Raw genomic sequence first — 19632 nt, forward strand, 5'->3', positions numbered from 1 at the left:
TCGTCGGCCGGGTGGCGAGTTCATCGCCGTCGGCGCAGCCGCACCCGCAACAATGCTTCCAGCGGGCCGCGGGAGAAGAAGTGCCGCCAGCCCACCGCTGCGCCTATCAGCACCAGTGCCATCACCGCCGTGGTGACCAGGCCCGCCGGTGCGGTCCCCGGGCCGGGACGCACTACCTCCGCGATGCCGAACAGGTGCACCACATACACGGTCAGCGCCAACTGACCCGTGGCCACCAGCGGCCAACCGAAGCGGCCCAGGTAGGGCAACACCAGTAGTGTCAGGCCCAGCACCGCCACGGCCGAGGCACTGCCCCGGATCAGCCACAACGGCATCTGCGAGTGTGCGGCCGCCGAAAGGAACCAGTCCACACCGGGCTCCCCATCCGGCCGCCCCAGGAACGCCTCCACCGCCCGGGAGCCGAGTTCCGCAAGCAGGGTCAGCACCACTCCGGCCACAGTCAACCGTATCTGGACGCACCGGTCTTGCAGGCGCAACCTGCCCAGCCACATCCCGAACAGGAACGGCCCGAGCCAGGTGATCACCGGGTACGGCCCGGTCAGGAATGTCGAGGCCACGATCTGCCCGGGCGCATCCAGTAGCGTGGCAGGCTCCCGGTCGAAGACCTCACCGGTTCTGAGTTGGGCACCCAGCCACACCAGTGGTCCAGCGGCAGTTGCCGCGATCGAGGCGGTCAGCAGCAGCCATGAGGGGGCCCGCACCACCACCAGTCCCACGAGAAACAGCACCGCATAGGTGGTCAGGATTACCTTGGAGCCATGACCCGCCAACTGAGTGCTCAGCCCAATCAGGCTCAGCAGAACCGTCCGCCACAACACCTGCCCCCAGGGTAGCGCGGCACCGTCGCGGGCCCGGCGGGTCAGGAACGAGTACCCGATCCCGGCCAGCAGCACGAACAACAATGAAGCCCGCCCGTGCGGCAGCCGCATGACAAGCCCGGCGATGCCATCGTCATAGAGCGGACCGACGTTGACCGCGAGCATGCCCAGGATGGCCAGCGCCCGCGCCGCGTCCAGTCCGATGACCCGGCTATGGGGTGCGGCGGCATGCCCGGGGTCGCTAGCCGCGTGCGCCGCGCGCACCGGTGCGCCGTCCTGCTGCTCCGAGATTGGCACAGGTTGTAACCGCGACCTATATCAGTTGGAGAGTGGTGAGGCAGGTGGCGACCTCGTCAGTGGTGGAGAACGCGGCTGTACCCGTGCGTACCTGGAGGTCCTGGTCGATGAGTTCACCCTGGCAGGTGGTCAGGCTGTGGTAGAAGCACTCGTGAGTCCGGCTCACGTAGGGGGCCACGGATAGGTAGAAGAGGTCCTCGGGCATCTGTGCGGCTAGTTCCTGCTGCCCGTCGGAGAGCACCAGTTCATCGGGCCGGATGGAGGCAATGTCATCGGTGGGGCGTTCCTTTCCACCGAGCCGGTCCAGGTGGTCGATCATCTCTGCGACCTCCATGCCGGCCAGGTCATGGGTGGCGAGGAACGCGGCTTCATCACCTCCGGCGGTGGGCTCGGAGGCCGGATCCGACGAGGAGCAGCCGGCGAGGATCAGCACCAGCGCCCCAAGGATCGCCGCCATTCTCTTCATGTTCTTCCACCGTCCTATTGGGCCCCGCCGCCATTTTTTTGCTGGTACGACAGGTCATCGTCGCCCGAATGTGTTCAAGGATTCGACCAAACGGGTCATCCAGGCAACCATTGCGCCCGAGATTCTGGGCTTTCGTCTCGAATCAAGGTGCCTTCTGCAGCGCAGGCGGCAAGGTCTGGGTCGGCGCGAGCGTGGGTAGACCTGTCAACTGATGGCGGCGAGGAGTTCGTTGCCAGCCTCATCGCAGGCCCGGCACGCCTCTGCGCCGATGCGGCAGTGGTCGTGGGCCTCTGCGTGACGCCTGCATTCATCGCCGCAGGATCTGCAAACTTGAGAACAGGCCTGCAACTGGGCACGGGTGCGGTCGGCATGAGACCCGGTGTGTCGGGACAGCATGCGGGCCGTGGCGCCGCAGATGTCGGCGCAGTCAAGGTTGAGACGTATGCAGGTGCGCAACTCGGAGACCATCTCCTCGCTCAGGCACGCGTCTGCGCAGGCGGTGCACGCCTGAGAACAGGCCACTAGGGCATCTACCGTGCGGGCCAGAAGATCCCGGTCGAGACTGACCTGGGCGGGGTGGGTATCCATCATCTCTCTGGTTCTCATTGTCGCCTCTATCTCGATAGCCATCACAGCCTTGTCTCCCGACGCTACGACAGGAGCGGCGGGCATGCAGTCGCCGCGGCGGGGGATGACGATGAAGGTTTGATGAAGCATTCGGTAATGCCGTGATCTAACCGTGATCCGAGGGTTTGCGGTATGTACTGTCACTCTTGCCCCCGCCGTGCGGGAAGCCCACAAGCGGACGCCGAACCCTGCCACCGCACCGTGGTCACCGATCAACGCCGTGGCAGGGGCGGGGGACCCAGCCGTCGGTGCGCGAGCACCTAGGGGTGAAGTCCCGCCTGGGGAGCCAGGCAGACCGGGTAAGTCTCCAATCCGAACCCGACAACTGACCTCGTAGGCGAACTGGAGAACCGAATTGACTGAACCAACAACCGGCGCCCGACACCGCGCGGCGTGCCGCCCCTCCACCCCACTGACCGTTTTCGCTGACTCAGTCACTGGGACCACCGGCAGACGGACGCTGGCCGTCTTCGCCTCCTCCGGATTGGTGCTCACGATGGGCGCCTCCAGCGCTGCGGCCGTCCCCCAGGTGTCGAGTTCGAGTTTCGGGGCCGGCGCCCTGGCCAACGTGGTGCTCGACGCCGACGTCGACATCGATAAGGTGGTCACCTCACCAACCGTCACTGTCGATGAGGACATCGACTGGCACGTCGCCATCGCTGAGGTCTCCTCCGAAGCTCCACCCCCACCCCCACCCCCACCCCCACCGCCAGCCATTACTGCGCCGGAGCGCCCCACCCAGCGTGCCGCTCCGGCCTCCCGCACCGGTCAGCGCACCGAGCAGCCGGCTCAACAGCAGGAGCAGCAGACCGAGGATTCCTCCTCCGGCGAATCCAGCGAGCAGACCGCGAGCACTGCCTCTGCCTCCGGTTCTGCGGTCGTGGACGTCGCCCGCCGCTACGTGGGCACCCCGTATGTGTGGGGTGGCTCTACCCCGGCGGGCTTTGATTGCTCGGGCTTCACCGCCTACGTCTTCGCCCAATTCGGGGTAAGCCTGCCTCGGACGTCCGGTGCCCAGGCGGGCGCCGGACGCATAGTCTCGGCAGCCGAAGCCCAGCCCGGCGATCTGGTGGCGTGGCCCGGCCATGTGGGTATCTACACCGGCAACGGCGACAACATCGCCGCCCGAAACCCCGGCACCGCCCTGTACGAGGGCCCGATCTTCCATAACAACCCCACGTTCATCCGCGTGCTCTGACCGCATATCTCAGTTGCTGCATCGGCCCGTCCGGCCCAGGGCGGGCCGATGCTCGTGCGGTGGCTGGATGAGAGCACACCCTTTCCAACGCGGCCACTGCCGAAGACCGCCGGTGGAGGCGGTCTCAGGCCTGCGAATGCTGCCGCCCCAAGGGCAGTTCGATGGTGAAGACGGCGCCGTGGCCAAGCCCGGCGCTGGCCGCTTTCATGCTGCCACCGTGGGCCTGGACGATGGAGCGGCTGATGGCAAGCCCGATCCCTGACCCTCCGTGCGCGCGGTCACGAGCCGCATCAGCACGGTAGAAGCGCTCGAACAGGTGGGGCAGGTGCTCGGCGGCTATCCCACCGCCGTTGTCCTGGACCCACAACCGCAGTCGCGATCCACTCCGCTTGGCACCCAATTGGACTTGACCTCCCTTTGGGGTGTGCCGCACGGCGTTGTCCAGCAGGTTGGTCAGGACCTGCCCGAGCCGGTCAGGGTCCGCGGTGATGACCGTCTGGCGTTCCGACTCCGTGGCCTCGATCGTCAGATCAATGCCCTTGTCCGCGGACTTGACGCTTGCCTGTGTTGCGGCGTCCTGAAGTAGGTCACCGACCCGCAGCGGCTGCCACCGCATTTCCAAGCGGCCCTCGCTGGCGGTTGTCACGAGCGTTATGTCCTGGGCCAGCCGGGCAAGGCGTGCGACCGGCTCACGCAGCATGCCCATCGTCGGTTCATCGGCAGGTACGACACCGTCGACGATCCCTTCGAGGTAGCCATCCAGGGTCGCCACCGGGGTGCGCAGTTCATGGGCCAGGTCGCCCAGCATGCGGGTGCGGGTCTTTTCAATATGTCCTAGGTCAGTGGCCATGGTGTTGAACGCGGCGGCGAGGTCATCGAACTGCGCGCCCATGTGGACCGCTGGCACATGGACGTTGTAGTCACCGCTTGCGACCTGCACTGCTGCTTGTCGGACCCTTTCCAACGCCCTGGTGATGCGTCGAGTGACGACAATGCTCACGAGCACTGACGACAGGAGAGCGACGAGTAGCGCCACGGAGAGGGACAGGGTCCATGCCGCGGTGAAGGCTTGCCTTGCGTGAGCCACGACCTCGGAGTCAACGGGCTCGGCCATGAGCATGTGATCGTGGAAGATCATCGGCCCGATCACCGAAGCGACAGCCCACGCTGTCCCGGCGGCCACCAAGAGGACCGCGACGATCGCTGCCAGGAGCCGAGCGCCCAGTCCCCACCGCTTTGGCTGCCGCTTGTTCATGACCCGGTCCCCATTCGGTAGCCAACTCCACGTACGGTCCGGATGAACCTCGGCGCAGATGCCTTGTCGCCGAGTTTGCGTCGCAGATGCCCGATATGGACATCGACGAGGTTGTCATCACCCACCCAATTGGGTCCCCACACCGTCTCGATGAGTTGGCGCCGGGTGAAGACCATGTGCGGGCGCGCCGCCAGCGCTGCGAGTACGTCGAACTCGGTGCGCGTCAGTTGGACAGTTTCGCCGTCGAGGGACACTTCCCGGCCCAGAGCGTCAACGGACAATGGCCCGAACGACGCCTCTGCGCCATGGTGGCCAGGTGGGTTCTGCCGCGGACGACGCAGCATTGCCCGCACGCGTGCAACGAGCTCACGTGGGCTGAACGGCTTGGTCACATAGTCATCGGCGCCCACCGAGAGGCCGTTGAGTTTGTCGACCTCCTCCACGCGGGCGGTGAGCATGATGATGTAGCAGTCAGAGAAGGTGCGCACGCTCCGGCAGACCTCGATCCCATCGAGACCAGGCAGGCCAAGGTCCAGCACCACCACCCCAGGTCGCCACTGTCGCGCACGCTGCACGGCGTCGTCTCCGTCAGCGCAGGTTTGGACCTCGAAGCCTTCGCGCTCAAGATAGTTCGCGACCAATCGCGCCAAGGGGGCTTCGTCATCGACGACCAGAACGCGGGGCAGGTTCACGTCCGAATGAGCAAGGGAGGTCATGGCTCCATAGTGAACCAAGATGACCGTTACGTGCGCTGCCGCGGAACGTGTGCGACCCCAGGACTGTTCGGCGCCCTGACGTGCGAAGCCGACCAATGGCGCCGACGACGAGGGTGATCGCGGGCATTCCGATACTCACGCTGGTTCCCCCGGACCGCTCGCGCAGGAGAACCGTAGGCCGATCCCCTCAGGCGATCCCGGCGCGGTGGGCGAGGATCACCGCCTGGACCCTGTCCCGCACCCCCAGTTTGCCGAGAATGTGGGCGACGTGGGTGCGCACGGTGTTCTCCGTGAGGTGCAGTTCGGCGCCGATCTCGGCGTTGCTCAGCCCGCGCGCCATGACTCCGAGCACCTCGCGTTCGCGTTCGGTGAGCAACTCCAGCCCGGGAACCGGCTCGCGCGCTGCACCTACATAGGACGCAACGAGGCGCCGCACCACGGTGGGTCCGAGCGCCGATCCCCCTGCGGCGCAGTCCTTGACCCCCTGGATGAGATCCCGAGGCGGTGTGGTCTTCAGGAGGAAGCCGGCGGCTCCCGCCCGCAGCGCACCGAGCACGTACTCATCGACGTCAAACGTGGTCAGCACGAGGCAGCGGGCTGCGGGAGCCGCCGTGGCCAGGCGCCCGATGGCGGTCACCCCGTCGATCCCCGGCATCTCGATGTCCATGAGCACCACGTCCGGATGTAACCGCCGGGCCTGGGAGACGGCCGCGGCGCCGTCCTGCGCCTCCCCGACGATCTCGATCCCGGGATCGGAGCCGAGCACGCCAGCCAAACCTGCACGCATCATGGCGTGGTCGTCGGCGAGCAGGACACGGATCGTCACGGCCGGGCCCTGCCGCGCAGTTGTGTCGGCTCATGGGGCAGAACGGCCCGCAACGCGAAACCGCCTCCATCCCCCGGTCCGACGAGCAGCCGACCTCCGACGGCGGTGACGCGGTCCTCGAGCCCGGCCAGCCCGAACCCTGCTTGTGCAACCGTCCGGCCCGGCCCGTCGTCGGTCACCTCCAGATGCGTGCACTGCTCGTCGCTGCCGATGGTGACGTATGCGATGGCCCCGTCCGCGTGCTTGAGCACGTTGGTCAGGGCTTCCTGGACGAGGCGGTGCACAACCGGCAGCAGTACGTCTGGTGGGCGTCCGGAGGCAGTGAGCCGGATGTCGAGGCCGGCACCCTGGAGGCGGGCCACGATACGCTCGATGTCATCCCATGCGGGTGCCGAACCCGTCCCCCATGACTGGACGTCGAGTTCGCCGAGGGCGGTCGAGACGGTCTCGCCCACTGCCTGCACCCCCGCACGTGTCGCGGCTGGGTCCTGCGGCCAGGCGAGTTCGGCCGCGCCGGCTTGGACCGCGACGAGGCTGACGGCATGCGAAGCGACGTCATGGAGTTCACGAGCCATGGCCTGGCGCGTCCTCTCGGTGGCGCGCTCACGGGCTGAGGTGAGTTCGGCCTCGTGCGCCCCGGCGCCCTCGTCGGCATGTTCCCGGACGCGGCGGCTGTGTCCGACGATGAGGGCACTGACGGCGACGATGCCGAGCACGAGGACGTTGATGGGTCCGTTCTCGGGTTCGTGGGCGAAACGGCTGCCGATCGCAGCGGTGTAGAGGCCCGCAGCCGATGCTATGGAGACCATGCCGGGTCGGACCTCAAGAACGCTCCAGAGCAGCAGTCCGACGATGATCGGGAAGGAGAAGCCGTCTGTGACCGCCGCGTCCAGCATGGCCCCGAGGAGAAGCACTGCCGCCCCCGCCAGCACGGTGGCGACCGGCATGAGCCGGCGAGGCAGCACGGTGAGCGCCATGATGCCGGTGGTCCACCACGCACTGCCGGGCTCTGCGTAGGTGAGCGCCTCGGTGACGCTCAGCACGAGAACGGTGAGGGTGAGGATGACGTCGCTGCGGTTGATGGTCCTCAACCGGTCGCTTTTGCCCTGGACCGCCTCGGCGACCGGGGGAGTGGGCAGAACGTCCACCGCGCGGCTCCCGGAGCCGATGAGTCCGAGTTGTCGGCGCAGTTCCGCCATGGCGGCACGGGACTCGGCCTGGATCGCTACGAGTTCCGGACGGGGATCGGCACCCGTGGCGAGAGCGGCCTCCGCGCGGGGGACGAGTCGGCCGACGGCGAGTAGCGAGCGGCGCACCGAGCGGTCGATCTCGGCGGAGAGCCTGCCACGTTCCTGTTCGACCGCGTCCCGCACCGCTTCGTCCCTGTCGATCGCGGCGACGTCTTGCTCGTGACGCCGGGCCTGCCGCGAACGCAGTACGCCCGACCCGACATGGCGGGCAAGGAGCAGCAGTGACGACAGGAGTACGCCCGCGAAGAACAGGTCGATCCACGGATCGCCCCAGGTGAGGACCACCGACGCGGTGAACCCAGCGGTCACAAGACCGACCTCGGCCAGCCGCGGCGGACGCATACATCACAGTGTGCCACCGGCGCAACCGAATACGCCTCGTCCGGATGGACGAGAACAGATCGTCCTAGCGGGCGGCAACCTCATCGCCTCGGGTGAGGCTTCCTCGGGGACCGGTCGGAAGAGTGGAGCCAACGGGCTCCACAGCAGCCCGTAGATCAAGGAGAAACTCCCATGAACACATCCGCCACCGCGAGGACGGCCACCGTCCTAGCCCTGCTCGGCGCTGCCGGAATCTCAGCCATCGCGCTGAACGATGCGGCCACCTTCGCGCTCACCGGACAGTACAGCGCCGCCAGTGACGAGTTCGGCCTCAATCCGCTCTTTGTGCTGTCCGGCATCGTGCACGGCCTCGCCTATCTCGCATTCACCGCTGTTCTCCACCTGCACCGTCACCGGGTCGACGCAGGGAGCAGGTTCCGCCGAGTGGCGCGGGTCGTGCTCAGCCTCGCGCTGGTCGCGCTCGCCGCGGGCATGCTGGGCAGCACCGCCGTGGCGATGGTCCAGGGCGAGATTGTGGACTCCGGTGCACTCGGGGCGCTAGCCGGTATCAACTTCCTGCTCATGTTCGTCGGTGGGGTGATGCTCGGATTCGCTCTGCTTCGGCGCCGGGAACTGCGGCCGGCAGCGATGACCCTGGTCGCCATCGTGCCCGCGATCCTGTTGGTGATCCTCCTCGCTGCTGTCGGGAGCCCCTGGGCGCACCCGGCGTATGCGGAGGTCATGGTCGGTTTCGGCCTCGCCTTCATCGGGCTCACGCCGCGTCCCCGGCCGGCCTTGGCTGATGGTGAGGTTGTCGCGGGAACTGTGCGCGCTCCCGCGTAGGGCCGCTGTGACGGTTCGAGCCACGTCGCGAGCACAACCACGGACGGGATCGGCGGGCACCGTGTTCGCCGACTCCGGCTATGGCAGTGGTATCGCGCCGAGTCAGTGCTTGCCCGGTTCTCAGTGCCTGTCCGGTTCGCCGGTGAAGGGCAGCACGCTGGACGCATCACCCAACTGGTCGGCGGCGATCACTCCCAGATCGCCGTCCTGCTGGAGGATCACTGCGCCGACACTCTCGAGGGACCCGAAGCCGGACTTGCGCGCTGCGATGTGCACGTCGTCGTCCACCAGTTGGTGCTTGCGCATGGCCGTGCGCTGGAACTGGCCGTGATAGAAGAGGAGCGCGGGAGGAGGGTCGATCACCCGGCGCGCGTTGGATGAGCGGCCGCGGATCCAGGCCAACAGCCACTGCAGGAAGATCAACAGCGCCAGGGCCACCACGATCTGTGCCAGCGGAACGTCGGGGGCGGTGACTGCGCGCCCGAACGTCGAACCGAGGGTGACCGCCACGATGAAGTCCAAGGGCGTCATCGAGGACATGGTGCGTGGCCCCGAGATCCGGAGCATGAGCAGCAGAGCCAGGTAGCCGGCGCCGACGGTGATCAGGGTGTGCAGGATCGGGTCCCACCCGTCCCAGAACTGTGTGATGTCCATTGCCGAAGCGTGTCATGCAGTGGGCAAGGCGGCCTCCCGAGCATGACCGGCACCTCAGGGGCTCTGGCTGCTTGTGCTAATCTTTGGTCATGCAGCCAGATAACGAGCACGACGGCCAGTCTGCACGATCGTTCATCGAGCAAGCGCGACGCGCCCAGATCGTGGCCAGCGCGGTCGAGGTGATCGCCGACGTCGGGTACCGGAAGGCGTCGATGGCTCGCATCGCGGCCCACGCCGGGATCAGTCGCGGCCTGATCTCTTACCACTTCGCGAACAAGGCCGAATTGATCACCGAGGTCGTCACCCGGGTCTACGTCGACGGCGCGGAGTTCATGGGTCCGCGGATCGGTACCGAGGCCACCGCCCCGGGCCAGCTGCGGGCCTACATCTCCTCGAACCTGGAGTACATGCGAGCCCATCCGGAGCGGATGCGCGCCCTGTTGGAGATCTTCACCCAGGCGGACCGTGACGAACTGCCGGCCGCCGACGACTCCGACACCGTCGACCAGATGCTCGGCCCGTTGGAGGAACTCTTCCGCAACGGGCAGGCGACAGGAGATTTCCGTGACTTCGACCCCCGCACCATGGCCGTGGCGGTGCGCAACGTGATCGATGGCGTGCCGCCGCGACTCTCCGAACCCGACCTGGACCTGGATGCGGTCATCAACGATCTCACCGCACTCTTCGAACGAGCCACCCGCCACCCCGACGCACCGGAGTCCTCATGACGCCGGTCGAACACCCCGTGGCACTGATCACCGGTGGCGCCGGTGGAATCGGAGCCGCGATCGCGCGCCGGCTTGCCCGGCGAGGATGGCGAATCGTGATCGCCGACGTCGACGACGCGGCAGGGATCGCCCTCGCCAACGAGATCGATGCCCGGTTCCTGCACACCGACGTGGGCTCACTGTCCGACAATACTGCTGCGGTCGCCGCGGCCCTGAGCCACTACGGTCGGCTGGACCTCGCGATGCTCAATGCGGGACTTGGCGAACCCGAGGGATCGCTGCTGGACTTCGACCCGGACGCCTACCGCACACTCGTCGCCGTCAACCAGGACGGCGTCGTCTACGGAGTTCACGCCGCCCTCGGGCAGATGAGTAAGCAGGGCTCCGGCACGATCATCGCCACCTCGAGCATGGCCGGTGTGGACGCGAGTCCGATCAACCCGCTGTATGCCGGCACCAAGCACGCGGTCATCGGACTGGTCCGCTCGCTCGGGCCGGTTCTGGAGCAGTCCGGCGTGCGGATCAACGCGCTTTGCCCCACGTTCGTCGACACCCCGATACTCCGAGACGCTGCCCCCTACATCCGAGGGCTCGGCATCGCGGTGCTGGACCCCGAGCGAGCCGCGGACGCGGTCGAGGCCATCCTCGCCGACGAACGCACCGGACAGGCCTGGCTGCTCGTGCCCAATTCCGACGCCCGGCCGATGGACTTTCCAGATACGCCCAGCATCATGGCCGACCCCACAGCGACCCTCCCGGAGATCTCCACATGACCGCCCTCGTGCGCACCACCGACCTGAGCCGCCGCTACGGCGATGTCCTCGCCCTGGACGATGTCGCCCTGGAGATCCCGAGCGGGCAGATCGTAGGCATGCTCGGCCCGAACGGAGCGGGCAAGACCACGCTGATCAATCTGCTGGTCGGGCTGCGCCGGCCCTCCTCCGGCACGGTCGAACTCCGTGGTGGTGACCCCCGTGACGAGGCCACGCGCCGGGTCATCGGAGTGACACCGCAGGAGACGGCCCTGCCCGAGGCCTGGCGGGTCGGCGAACTCGTCGACTTCATTCGCGCCCACTTCCCCGATCCGCTGACACGGTCCGAAGCCCTCGCCCGGTTCGACCTCACCGAGTTCACCGACCGCCAGGTCGGCGGGCTGTCCGGTGGCCAGCAACGGCGTCTCGCCGTCGCGCTTGCCTTTGTGGGCAGGCCAGAGATCGTGTTCCTGGATGAACCGACCACGGGTCTGGACGTCGAGGCCCGCCGCGCGCTGTGGGAGGGCATTCGCAACTACCACACCGACGGCGGCACCGTGCTACTGACCAGTCACTACCTGGAGGAAGTCGAGGCACTCGCCGAGAGGGTGGTGGTCATTGACCACGGTCGCGTACTGACCGACGGCTCGCTGTCCGAGGTCCGCGGCCTGGTCCGCCTCAAACGGGTCACCCTCACGGGTGCCCGGCTGCCCGAGCTGCCGACGGCGCACAGCATCGAGCAGGAGGGCGAACGCATCCACGTGCTCACCGACGACGCCGCCACCTTCGTGCGCCAGCTGGCCGCCAGCGGTGCCCCCTTCACCGAGATCGAGATCCGCTCCGCGTCGCTGGAGGACGCCTTCCTGGCGCTGACCTCCACCGAGCGGGCCGCCTGAGGGAGTTTCCATGTCACTGACCATGACCTACACCCGGCGCTATCTCGTCGAGATGATCCGCACCCCCGTGATGTTCCTGTCGATCACCATGACTCCGGTCGCTGTGATGCTGTTCTTCTTCATCCCCTTCGTCGGCTCGGATGCCACAATGATGACCGCGACAGTCGGCACAATGATGGTGTTCGCGGTGCTCCTGGGCTGCGTCGGACACTTCGCCACAACCGTCTCGGCCACTCGCGAGTCAACCTGGGGTACCTACCTACGAACCCTGCCCGGAGGGTTGGCACCGGAGATCACGGCGAACCTCCTGACCGGCCTGGCGATGGTCGCAGCGGCGATCGTGCCTGTCGTGGCGGTGGCCGCGATCTTCACCGCGGCGACGGCGAGCATCGGCCAGGTCCTGCTGGCTGCCGTGGCCTTGCTGGCCACGGTGGTCACCTTCACCCTGATGGGCCTGGCCCTCGGGTACCTCCTCACTTTCCGGGCCGCACTGATCGTGGCAACGGTCGGCGCGTTGCCTCTTGCGGTGGCCGGTGGGATGTTCTTCGATCCGGCGGAAGTGCCGGCCCTGATTGCGACCATCGCACCGTTCGTCCCCACCCGCGGCGCGACCGATCTGGTGCTGTTCGCACTGATGGGCCAGCCCCCAGACGCCCTCGCCCTGGTGCTCCTGGTGGTGTGGACGGTCGTATTCGCGGCGCTCCTGGTGTGGGGCCACCGCCGGGACGAAGGCCGCAGGTTCCGCTGATCCGCGGCTTCTCCAGCGAGTTCCCTCACCCGGGCTGTTCACCGTGGTGCCGGTCTTGCTTGAGGAGGGGCGGTCGGCCTCCCACGTAGCGGGCGGGCGGCTGCCCTCAGCGCGCCAGTCCCGCGATCTGCCACACCAGGCCTGAGCCGGCCGTCACCGGCCGGAGGCCACGGGCCGCCGCCGCTGCGACCATCGCGGCGGGCGGGTGCGCGAACGCGCGGTACTCGCGTCCCAGCAGCCGGAACACGGCGCCTTGCGCGGCGACGAACCCGCGGCTGATGAGGGTGCGTGGCGGGTGGCTGAAGACCAGCCGGCCCCGGCAGTGTTCCGCCGCCGCGCCCAGCAGCCGGTCGTAGTCCGGGTAGCAGCACACCACACGGTGGAGCACGACGAGGTCGGCCGGCTCCACCTCGTCCGGCGCGGCCGCGATGTCGGTGACCTGCCGGTGCGCCCGGTCGGCGACGCCCGCCTCCCGCGCAAGCCGCCGCGCCTCGTCGTCGTACGCCGGCGAGAGTTCGAGGGTGGTCGCCGTTGCGGCCCCGCGTCTCAGCAGTTCGATGCCGATCTCCCCCACGCCGCCGCCGATGTCGAGCACGGTGGCGCCCCCGACGCCGTCGGCCGCGAGAAAGTCGACCATCCGGCGCGCGGTCGGGTCCAGGCCGCGCCGGCGGAACCGCCTCGCCACGTGCTGGGCGAAGGCAGACCCGAACATGTGGTCGCAGCCCCGCGGGTCACAGCATCCGGCCATGGGCCCAGTCTCCACCCGCGACCGCGCCCGCACCATGGGTATTTCCACCCACTCGCACTGCGGAGCACGATGCGCAGGACGCCCGACGCGGTGCGCCCCGGCCCACTCCTAGCGTCGGTGCCATGGACACCAACGAGATCGAGACCGTCATCATCGGCGCCGGCCAGGCGGGCCTGGCAGCCGGTTACCACCTCCAGCGCCGGGGCCGCCCGTTCGTCATCCTCGACGCCAACTCCCGGACCGGCGACAACTGGCGCCGGCAGTGGGACACGCTCCAGCTCTACTCCCCGGCGCAGTACGACAACCTGCCCGGACTGCCCTTCCCCGCCCCGAAGTGGACCTTCCCGACCAAGGACGAGGTCGGTGACTACCTGGAGGCCTACGCCCACCACTTCGACCTTCCCATCGTCCTCGGGACCCGGGTCCGGTCACTCGAGCGGCACGGCGACCAGTGCGTCATCACCACCGACGGTGACATCTACCGCTGCGACAACGTCGTGGTCGCCACCGGTACCTTCGGCCGCACCCCCTACGTCCCGGCCATCGCGGACCGGCTCGACCCCACCATCCTGCAACTGCACTCCAGCGAGTACCGCCGGCCCGGGCAGCTGCGCGAGGGCCCGGTGCTGGTCGTGGGCGCGAGCCACTCCGGCACCGACGTTGCCCACGAGGTCGGCCAGACCCACCCGACGATCCTCGCCGGCCGTGACTGCGGGCAGATCCCGCCGCGCTTGGACTCCCGAGCAATGCACCTGCTCTTCCCGGTGGTGCACTTCGCATGGCAGCACATCCTCACCCGCCGCACTCCGATCGGCCGCAAGCAGCTGCCGCACATCCGCTTCCACGGCGGCCCGATGCTCCGAGTGAAGCGGGCAGACCTGGCGGTCCGCGGCGTCGAGCGGGTCACCTCGCGGGTCGAGGAGGTGCGCGATGGACGCCCCGTCGTCGACGGCACGCCGCGCGACGTCGCGAACGTCGTGTGGGCCACCGGCTTCCGGCAGGTCTACGACTGGATCGATATCCCGGTCTTCGGCGAGGACGGCTACCCACGCGAGTTGCGCGGCGTCGTCGACGAGGCGCCCGGGCTGTACTTCGCCGGGCTGAGTTTCCAGTACGCGTTCAGTTCGATGCTCATCGCGGGGGCGGGGCGCGATGCCGAGTACGTCGTCGACCATCTCGTGGCCCGCCGGGCCTCGGAGAAGATTGCGGCGGCGGACTGAGGCGCCGTAAAATCGGGTCGGAGGTTCCCGTCATGGGCGACGTCGAGTTCGAGCAGGCACGAGACGCCTTCGCCCGGGGCGACTGGGACGTCGCGTTCGAGGGCTGGTCCGCTGCGGATACCGCGGCCCTCACGCCCGCCGACCTCGAGGACTTCGCCACCACCGCGGAGTTGATGGGCCGCCACACCGAGACGGTGCGCGCGTTGCAGCATGCCTTCCTGCGCCGGCAGCAGGAACAGGACCCGGCAGGCGCGGTGACATGTGCCTTCCGGCTCGCGATGAGTTCGGCCACCCACGGCGAGCCGGCCATGTTCGCCGGTTGGACGTCCCGCGCGGAGGCACTGCTCGCCGAACTCGGCGGCGACGGCCCCGAGCGTGGCTGGGTGGAGTTCCTGCGGATGTTCCGCGCCCTCGGCACGGGCGAGTACGCCGAGGCTGCAGCGGCCGCCGACGAGGCGTCCGAGATCGGGCACCGCCACCACGACCCGGACCTCATCGCCATGAGCGTCTGCGCTCGCGGCCGGATGGCGATCTACGCCGGCCGGGTCACAGAGGGCCTGGCGCTGCTCGACGAGGCCATGGTGCGCGTCATCGCCGGTGAGGCGTCACCGATCATCGCCGGCCACGTGTATTGCACGGCCATCGAGGGCTGCCAGGAGATCAGCGACTTCGCACGGGTGGCGGAGTGGACGGCTGCCCTCGAGCGCTGGTGCGCAGCGCAGCCCGGTCTGCTCGCCTTCACCGGCCAGTGCGCCGTGCACCGGGGCCAACTCATGCGGATCCGCGGCGAGTGGTCTGCTGCCCTGGAGGAGTACGAACTCGCCACGGCGCGCTACCGGCAGGTGGGGGCGCCCGACGCGGTCGGCCTGGCCGCCGCCGAGGCAGGCGACGTGCACCGCCTGCGTGGCGAGTGGGAGCAGGCCGACGCCTTCTACCAGATCGCCGCGGACCACGGTCACGACCCGCAGCCCGGCTTGGCACTGCTGTGGTCGGCGCGCGGCGGGCTGGACGCGGCCCGCGGCGTGATCGACCGGCTGCTGGCCGAGGGCGGGGGCCCTGTCCAGCGCTGCCGGCTGCTGCCCGCAGCAGTCGACATCCTGATTGCCTCCGGGGAGGTCGAGCGGGCCCGCGAGGGGGCCGGGGAACTCGACGCGCTGGCCGTGACCGCCGGCTGCCTGTCCTTGGAGGCAGCGGCAGCCCAGGCCTGCGGCGCCGTCGAGTTGGCCGCCGGCGATCCGCTGGGCGCCCTCCCCTACCTGCGCAAGGCCCACCAACTGTGGACGCGGGCCGAGTCGCCCTACGATGGCGCCCGTACCCAGGTCCTCACCGGGCGCGCGCTGGCCGCCGTCGGGGACGGGCAGTCCGCAAGGCGGGAGTTCGAGGCGGCCCGCGCGACCTTCCGCCGGCTCGGGGCCCGTCCCGCTGCCGACGACGTCACTGACCTGCTGGCACCGCCGAGCCTGCCCGCCGGCCTCACCGCCCGTGAGGTCGAGGTACTCCGGCTCGTCGCCGCCGGACGCGGCAACGCCCAGATCGCCACCGACCTCGTGCTCAGCGAGAAGACCGTCGCCCGGCACTTATCCAACATCTTCACCAAACTCGACGTCGGCTCCCGCACCGCCGCTACGGCGTTCGCCTTCACCCACGGCCTGGTCTGAGCCGTCACCGGTGGAGCAGATAGTGCGCACCGGCGTCCTCGGGCGAGGAAGTTCATCGCGTGACCGCCAGCACCGTCGTTGAGGTGTTCGAGTGGGTGTCCGCTGCCGCCACCGCCGTGGTCACAAGCCGATCCGCTGCGCGCCTGTGGTCACGCTGTGCGCGTACAGCTCCTCAGCTGGTTCGAACGTACCCACCAGATGCCCACCCAGTTCCAGCGTCAACAGGCCGAACAACTGCCCGATCACGCCGACCGCGGCAAGGGCACGCTGCGGTGAGATGTTGCTCTGCAATGCCTCGGTGAGCCGGTGGAGTTGCTCGGTCAGGGCAGCCGACGGCGGCTCATCGTCGGGCACCGGGCCGGTGGCGGTGGCGGCCACCTGCAGGAACTGAGCCATGACCTGTGTCGCCGGCTCGATGGTCTCGGCCGGTGCGGCGTAGCCCGGCACCGGGGTGCCGTAGATCAGCGCGAACCGGTGGGGCTCCTCGTGCGCCCACCGACGTAGCGCCATGCAGATCTGCATCCAGCGTTGGGCCGGCCGGTGGTCCCTGGCGGCATGGTCAAGGGTGGTGGCCAGATCCTGGTAGGCGTCCACGATCAGCGCGGTCAGGAGAGCGTCGCGGCTGGGGAAGTACCGGTACAGCGCTGAGGAGACGATGCCCAGTTCACGCGCGATCGCGCGCAGCGAGAGTGAGGCCGGACCGGAATCGGCCAGTTGTGCCAACGCCAGTTCCTTGATCCGCGAGATCGCGTCCGCTCGCGCACGCGCCCGTGGTGTCAGAGGGCGCGTCGTCGAAGCCTCGGTGCCGGGTGTGGTCATGGTCTGATTCTCACAAAGGTGTGATCGGTTGTCACGAATGTGATCAATGCTCTTCCAGATTTGCGCCGGAGCCTTTACGCTGACGACAGTCAGAGAGCACTGCTCACAGTTTGTGGAAGTTTTATGGAAGGACGACCGATGATCAGTAGCCGATGGGGAGTCGCAGCGCTCGGCGCCGCCGGCGCCCTCTTCGCGATGTACCCGATCCTGCGGCCATACGCTGAGGACGAGATCACCATGGCCGGGGCGGCGGCCTGGGCCTCGCCGGCGTGGCTGATTTCCCACATGTTCGGCATCGTCGCCTTCATCCTGCTCGCGCCGGCGTTCCTGGTGTGGGAGCGCCAGGCCGTTCCGGGGTTGTCCGACGGTGCTGTGCGATCCGATGCGGGGCAAGCCGGTCGGGCCGGTGGTGCGGCCCGGGCGACGGTGGCGCTCGCCTGGCTCGGGTCGGTGCTGGTGCTGCCCTACTACGGCGCGGAGACCTTCGCCCTGGGCGCCGCCGGTGAGCACGCCCTGACTGTCGGTGATGTGGAGGTGCTTGCCGCGGTCGAGTCCTTCCGGCTGGCGCCGGTGCCGATGACGATGTTCGGGGTGGGCCTGCTCGCACTCGCCGGGGCAGGGATTGCGCTGATCGTCTCCACCCGGCCTGGTGCTGGACTGGCGCGATGGGGTGGCCTGCTGGCCGGACTCGGCCTGGCAACCTACCTCCCGCAGTTCTTCGTCCCCGCGGCGGGGCGGATTGGCCACGGATTGGTGCTTGGCATCGGATTGGTCCTGCTCGGGATGTCCCTGTTCGGTCGGACAGCCAACTCCGGGCGCATTCGGCGGTTCGCGTTCGGCGTTGGACAGACCCGACGACCTGCGTCCACCGGTCCCAGGTAGCCGACGTGGAGGGACGTCGAACTGGCAGTGGACTCAGCCCGTGATCCGGGCGCGAAGCCTCGCCACCCCCCGGGCCGAGCACGTCATCCAAGGCATGCCGGCGTCTTCTGCTCTGGGCAGAAGAGCCGCCACGCCGGGTGCGGGCGTTCTACGTTGGACCATGGCCGAGATCACGAACCCGCTTCGCCCGCACCGCCAGGGCCCCTCGTCCCGCGGACCATCACCATGGCCCGAGTCCCGCAGACCACTACGACGCCCCGAGCCGTTGTGGCGGCACATGGCAGGCGAGCAGTTGCGCCGCGCCCGTCACGCCCACGGCCAGACGCTGGGTGAGACGGCAGAACGAGCGGGGGTCTCACCGCAGTACCTGTCGGAGATGGAGCGCGGCATCAAAGAGCCCTCCAGTGAGATGCTCGCTGCCGTTGCCGCGGCGCTGGGGATGACGTTACTGGACCTGACCCTGGGTGTGGCGGAGGGGCTGGGCGCCGCCCGCGCCGCCCGGTCGGACGCCTCGGGGACTTCGCCGGCACAGGTGCGGCTGATGCTGGCCGCTTGAGGACCCCTGGCCACGCGCCGTCGGTGCAAGCACGCCGGGGCCTATCGCCCCTCGACGACCTCATCGACCAGTCCGTAGTCGCGTGCACCGGTGGCGTCGAACACGCGGTGATGGGCGGTGTCGGCCCGCAGGGTGTCGACATCCCGACCGCTGTGACGGGACAGGATCGACTCCATCTGGGTACGGATGCGCACCACCTCATCAGCCTGCAGGATCAGGTCCGGAATCGAACCTTTCCCCTGAGCGGCCGGTTGATGGAGGATGACGCGGGTGTGCGGCAGAGCGATCCTCTTCCCGGCCGCACCGGCCGCGAGTAGCACCGCGCCGGCACCCACCGCCTGCCCCACGCAACTGGTGGCGACGTCGGGGCGGATGAAGCGGATGGTGTCGTAGATGCCCAGCATCGCGCTGGGGTCACCGCCATCACAGTTGATGTACATCTGGATGTCTGCCTCCGGGTTATCCGCCTCCAGGTGCAGCAACTGGGCGATCATGACGTTGGCCACGCCGGCATCGAGGGCAGTGCCCAGGTAGATGATCCGTTCGGTGAGCAGGTGGGAGTAGACGTCCATGACCCGCTCCCCACGCGGGTGGCGGACGATGATGTTCGGGATGGTGTAACTACTCATCGGGACCGCCCCCCAACGAACCCGGCGCGCGCACGCCCGGGTGGGGCGACGTGGTCGAAGGCCTGGACCACCTCGTCGATGAAGCCGTACTCCAGTGCCTCCGCCGCAGTGAACCAGCGGTCGTGCAGGGAATCGGCGAACACCTCCTCCAGCGGACGGCCGGTGTCCTGGGCGATAAGGCTGAGCACGGTGTCCCGGGTGTGGCGCAGGTCGCCGGCCTGCAGTTCGATATCCATCGCCGAACCCCCGATGCCGGCCGAGCCCTGGTGCATCAGGATCCGGGCGTGCGGCAGTGCCCGTCGCTTGCCCGGAGTGCCCGCCGAGAGTAGGAACTGCCCGGCGCTGTAGGCGACGCCGAGGGCCAGGGTGGACACGTCGCACGGGGTCAGTCGGATGATGTCGCGGATCGCGAGCATCGCGGGCACCGATCCGCCGGGGGAGTGGATCCAGAGGGCGATGTCGGTGGAGGCGTCCTCGGCGGCCAGTGCGATGAGTTGGGTGGTCAGGACGGTGCCGTTGTCATCGTCCAGCGGGCCGTCCAGGACCAGGACCCGCTGCTCGTACAGACGGCGCCTGGCGCGGTGGTCGAATAACGGGGGTGGGTGATGTTCGCTCATGCCAGCACTGTGCCTGCCGGCGCTCACCCGTCGCTGCCGATGCTGCCCAGAGCGGATCCGCTCAGAGCAGTCAGCCGCCGGCAGCGT

At 68.5% G+C, this 19632-nt stretch carries 22 protein-coding genes and 1 riboswitch; of the genes, 10 read left to right on the forward strand and 12 right to left on the reverse strand.

Going from position 1 to position 19632, the window contains the following annotated elements:
* Window positions 1–20 precede the first annotated feature (20 nt).
* The 3 genes from ACO0LU_RS01635 to ACO0LU_RS01645 all read right to left on the reverse strand — a co-directional run bounded on the left by ACO0LU_RS01635 (window position 21) and on the right by ACO0LU_RS01645 (window position 2319).
* A complete protein-coding gene (locus tag ACO0LU_RS01635) occupies window positions 21–1136 on the reverse strand; it encodes a heparan-alpha-glucosaminide N-acetyltransferase domain-containing protein (protein ID WP_424789681.1) in 1116 nt (371 codons plus the stop codon).
* Between the two features lie 16 nt (window positions 1137–1152).
* Window positions 1153–1602 carry a CueP family metal-binding protein gene (locus ACO0LU_RS01640; protein WP_424789682.1) on the reverse strand — a complete coding sequence of 150 codons (450 nt, stop codon included), beginning with the start codon at window positions 1600–1602 and terminating at the stop codon, window positions 1153–1155.
* A gap of 204 nt (window positions 1603–1806) precedes the next feature.
* Window positions 1807–2319: a four-helix bundle copper-binding protein gene (locus ACO0LU_RS01645; protein WP_424789683.1), complete on the reverse strand. Its 513-nt coding sequence runs from the start codon at window positions 2317–2319 to the stop codon at window positions 1807–1809.
* A 116-nt stretch (window positions 2320–2435) separates the two neighbouring features.
* Window positions 2436–2584, forward strand: a riboswitch (cyclic di-AMP (ydaO/yuaA leader).
* On the opposite strand from ACO0LU_RS01645, the gene ACO0LU_RS01650 reads away from it, so the two are divergent.
* Complete coding sequence (locus tag ACO0LU_RS01650; RefSeq protein ID WP_424789684.1) at window positions 2585–3427, forward strand: C40 family peptidase; 843 nt, start codon at window positions 2585–2587, stop codon at window positions 3425–3427.
* Window positions 3428–3551: 124 nt separating this feature from the next.
* Here ACO0LU_RS01650 and ACO0LU_RS01655 read toward each other — a convergent pair whose 3' ends face one another.
* The 4 genes from ACO0LU_RS01655 to ACO0LU_RS01670 all read right to left on the reverse strand — a co-directional run bounded on the left by ACO0LU_RS01655 (window position 3552) and on the right by ACO0LU_RS01670 (window position 7816).
* The gene (locus tag ACO0LU_RS01655) at window positions 3552–4682 is read right to left on the reverse strand and encodes a HAMP domain-containing sensor histidine kinase (RefSeq protein WP_424789685.1); all 1131 of its coding nucleotides are present in this window, start codon (window positions 4680–4682) and stop codon (window positions 3552–3554) included.
* Complete coding sequence (locus ACO0LU_RS01660; RefSeq protein WP_424789686.1) at window positions 4679–5398, reverse strand: response regulator; 720 nt, start codon at window positions 5396–5398, stop codon at window positions 4679–4681. Before ACO0LU_RS01660 ends, ACO0LU_RS01655 begins: the two co-directional genes overlap by 4 nt.
* A 187-nt stretch (window positions 5399–5585) precedes the next feature.
* The gene (locus ACO0LU_RS01665) at window positions 5586–6224 is read right to left on the reverse strand and encodes a response regulator (RefSeq protein WP_424789687.1); all 639 of its coding nucleotides are present in this window, start codon (window positions 6222–6224) and stop codon (window positions 5586–5588) included.
* The gene (locus ACO0LU_RS01670; RefSeq protein WP_424789688.1) at window positions 6221–7816 is read right to left on the reverse strand and encodes a histidine kinase; all 1596 of its coding nucleotides are present in this window, start codon (window positions 7814–7816) and stop codon (window positions 6221–6223) included. The genes ACO0LU_RS01665 and ACO0LU_RS01670 overlap by 4 nt, the downstream gene beginning before the upstream one ends.
* A 171-nt stretch (window positions 7817–7987) precedes the next feature.
* Here ACO0LU_RS01670 and ACO0LU_RS01675 point away from each other — a divergent pair, with 171 nt between their 5' ends.
* Complete coding sequence (locus ACO0LU_RS01675) at window positions 7988–8638, forward strand: hypothetical protein (RefSeq protein WP_424789689.1); 651 nt, start codon at window positions 7988–7990, stop codon at window positions 8636–8638.
* A 120-nt stretch (window positions 8639–8758) separates the two neighbouring features.
* Here the strand turns inward: ACO0LU_RS01675 and ACO0LU_RS01680 are convergent, their stop codons facing one another.
* Window positions 8759–9292: a DUF421 domain-containing protein gene (locus tag ACO0LU_RS01680; protein WP_424789690.1), complete on the reverse strand. Its 534-nt coding sequence runs from the start codon at window positions 9290–9292 to the stop codon at window positions 8759–8761.
* Between the two features lie 89 nt (window positions 9293–9381).
* Here ACO0LU_RS01680 and ACO0LU_RS01685 point away from each other — a divergent pair, with 89 nt between their 5' ends.
* The 4 genes from ACO0LU_RS01685 to ACO0LU_RS01700 are packed head-to-tail and all read left to right on the forward strand — an operon-like array spanning window position 9382 to window position 12416.
* Window positions 9382–10020 (forward strand): TetR/AcrR family transcriptional regulator, encoded by a 639-nt coding sequence (locus ACO0LU_RS01685; protein ID WP_424789691.1) that lies wholly within the window; start codon window positions 9382–9384, stop codon window positions 10018–10020.
* Window positions 10017–10793, forward strand: a complete 777-nt coding sequence (locus ACO0LU_RS01690) for an SDR family NAD(P)-dependent oxidoreductase (protein WP_424789692.1) — start codon at window positions 10017–10019, stop codon at window positions 10791–10793. The genes ACO0LU_RS01685 and ACO0LU_RS01690 overlap by 4 nt, the downstream gene beginning before the upstream one ends.
* Complete coding sequence (locus ACO0LU_RS01695; protein ID WP_424789693.1) at window positions 10790–11668, forward strand: ABC transporter ATP-binding protein; 879 nt, start codon at window positions 10790–10792, stop codon at window positions 11666–11668. Before ACO0LU_RS01690 ends, ACO0LU_RS01695 begins: the two co-directional genes overlap by 4 nt.
* Window positions 11669–11678: 10 nt before the next feature.
* Window positions 11679–12416, forward strand: coding sequence for an ABC transporter permease (locus ACO0LU_RS01700; protein WP_424789694.1), 738 nt, complete (start codon window positions 11679–11681; stop codon window positions 12414–12416).
* 106 nt (window positions 12417–12522) lie between these two features.
* Here the strand turns inward: ACO0LU_RS01700 and ACO0LU_RS01705 are convergent, their stop codons facing one another.
* Window positions 12523–13200, reverse strand: a complete 678-nt coding sequence (locus tag ACO0LU_RS01705) for a methyltransferase domain-containing protein (RefSeq protein WP_424789695.1) — start codon at window positions 13198–13200, stop codon at window positions 12523–12525.
* A gap of 86 nt (window positions 13201–13286) precedes the next feature.
* Between ACO0LU_RS01705 and ACO0LU_RS01710 the strand changes: the two genes are divergently transcribed.
* The gene (locus tag ACO0LU_RS01710; protein WP_424789696.1) at window positions 13287–14384 is read left to right on the forward strand and encodes a flavin-containing monooxygenase; all 1098 of its coding nucleotides are present in this window, start codon (window positions 13287–13289) and stop codon (window positions 14382–14384) included.
* A gap of 32 nt (window positions 14385–14416) precedes the next feature.
* On the forward strand, window positions 14417–16042 hold the full coding sequence (locus ACO0LU_RS01715) for a LuxR C-terminal-related transcriptional regulator (RefSeq protein WP_424789697.1): 1626 nt from the start codon (window positions 14417–14419) through the stop codon (window positions 16040–16042).
* Window positions 16043–16162: 120 nt separating this feature from the next.
* Here the strand turns inward: ACO0LU_RS01715 and ACO0LU_RS01720 are convergent, their stop codons facing one another.
* Window positions 16163–16861, reverse strand: coding sequence for a TetR/AcrR family transcriptional regulator (locus ACO0LU_RS01720; protein WP_424789698.1), 699 nt, complete (start codon window positions 16859–16861; stop codon window positions 16163–16165).
* 138 nt (window positions 16862–16999) lie between these two features.
* Here ACO0LU_RS01720 and ACO0LU_RS01725 point away from each other — a divergent pair, with 138 nt between their 5' ends.
* A complete protein-coding gene (locus ACO0LU_RS01725; protein ID WP_424789699.1) occupies window positions 17000–17743 on the forward strand; it encodes a hypothetical protein in 744 nt (247 codons plus the stop codon).
* Window positions 17744–18020: 277 nt separating this feature from the next.
* Window positions 18021–18299, forward strand: coding sequence for a helix-turn-helix domain-containing protein (locus ACO0LU_RS01730; RefSeq protein WP_424789700.1), 279 nt, complete (start codon window positions 18021–18023; stop codon window positions 18297–18299).
* A gap of 41 nt (window positions 18300–18340) precedes the next feature.
* Here ACO0LU_RS01730 and ACO0LU_RS01735 read toward each other — a convergent pair whose 3' ends face one another.
* Both ACO0LU_RS01735 and ACO0LU_RS01740 read right to left on the reverse strand, forming a co-directional pair.
* On the reverse strand, window positions 18341–18928 hold the full coding sequence (locus ACO0LU_RS01735; RefSeq protein ID WP_424789701.1) for a ClpP family protease: 588 nt from the start codon (window positions 18926–18928) through the stop codon (window positions 18341–18343).
* On the reverse strand, window positions 18925–19545 hold the full coding sequence (locus ACO0LU_RS01740) for a ClpP family protease (RefSeq protein ID WP_424789702.1): 621 nt from the start codon (window positions 19543–19545) through the stop codon (window positions 18925–18927). Before ACO0LU_RS01740 ends, ACO0LU_RS01735 begins: the two co-directional genes overlap by 4 nt.
* Window positions 19546–19632 lie beyond the last annotated feature (87 nt).

This window comes from Pseudactinotalea sp. Z1748, assembly GCF_049725185.1.
Classification (GTDB): domain Bacteria; phylum Actinomycetota; class Actinomycetes; order Actinomycetales; family Beutenbergiaceae; genus CALKWS01.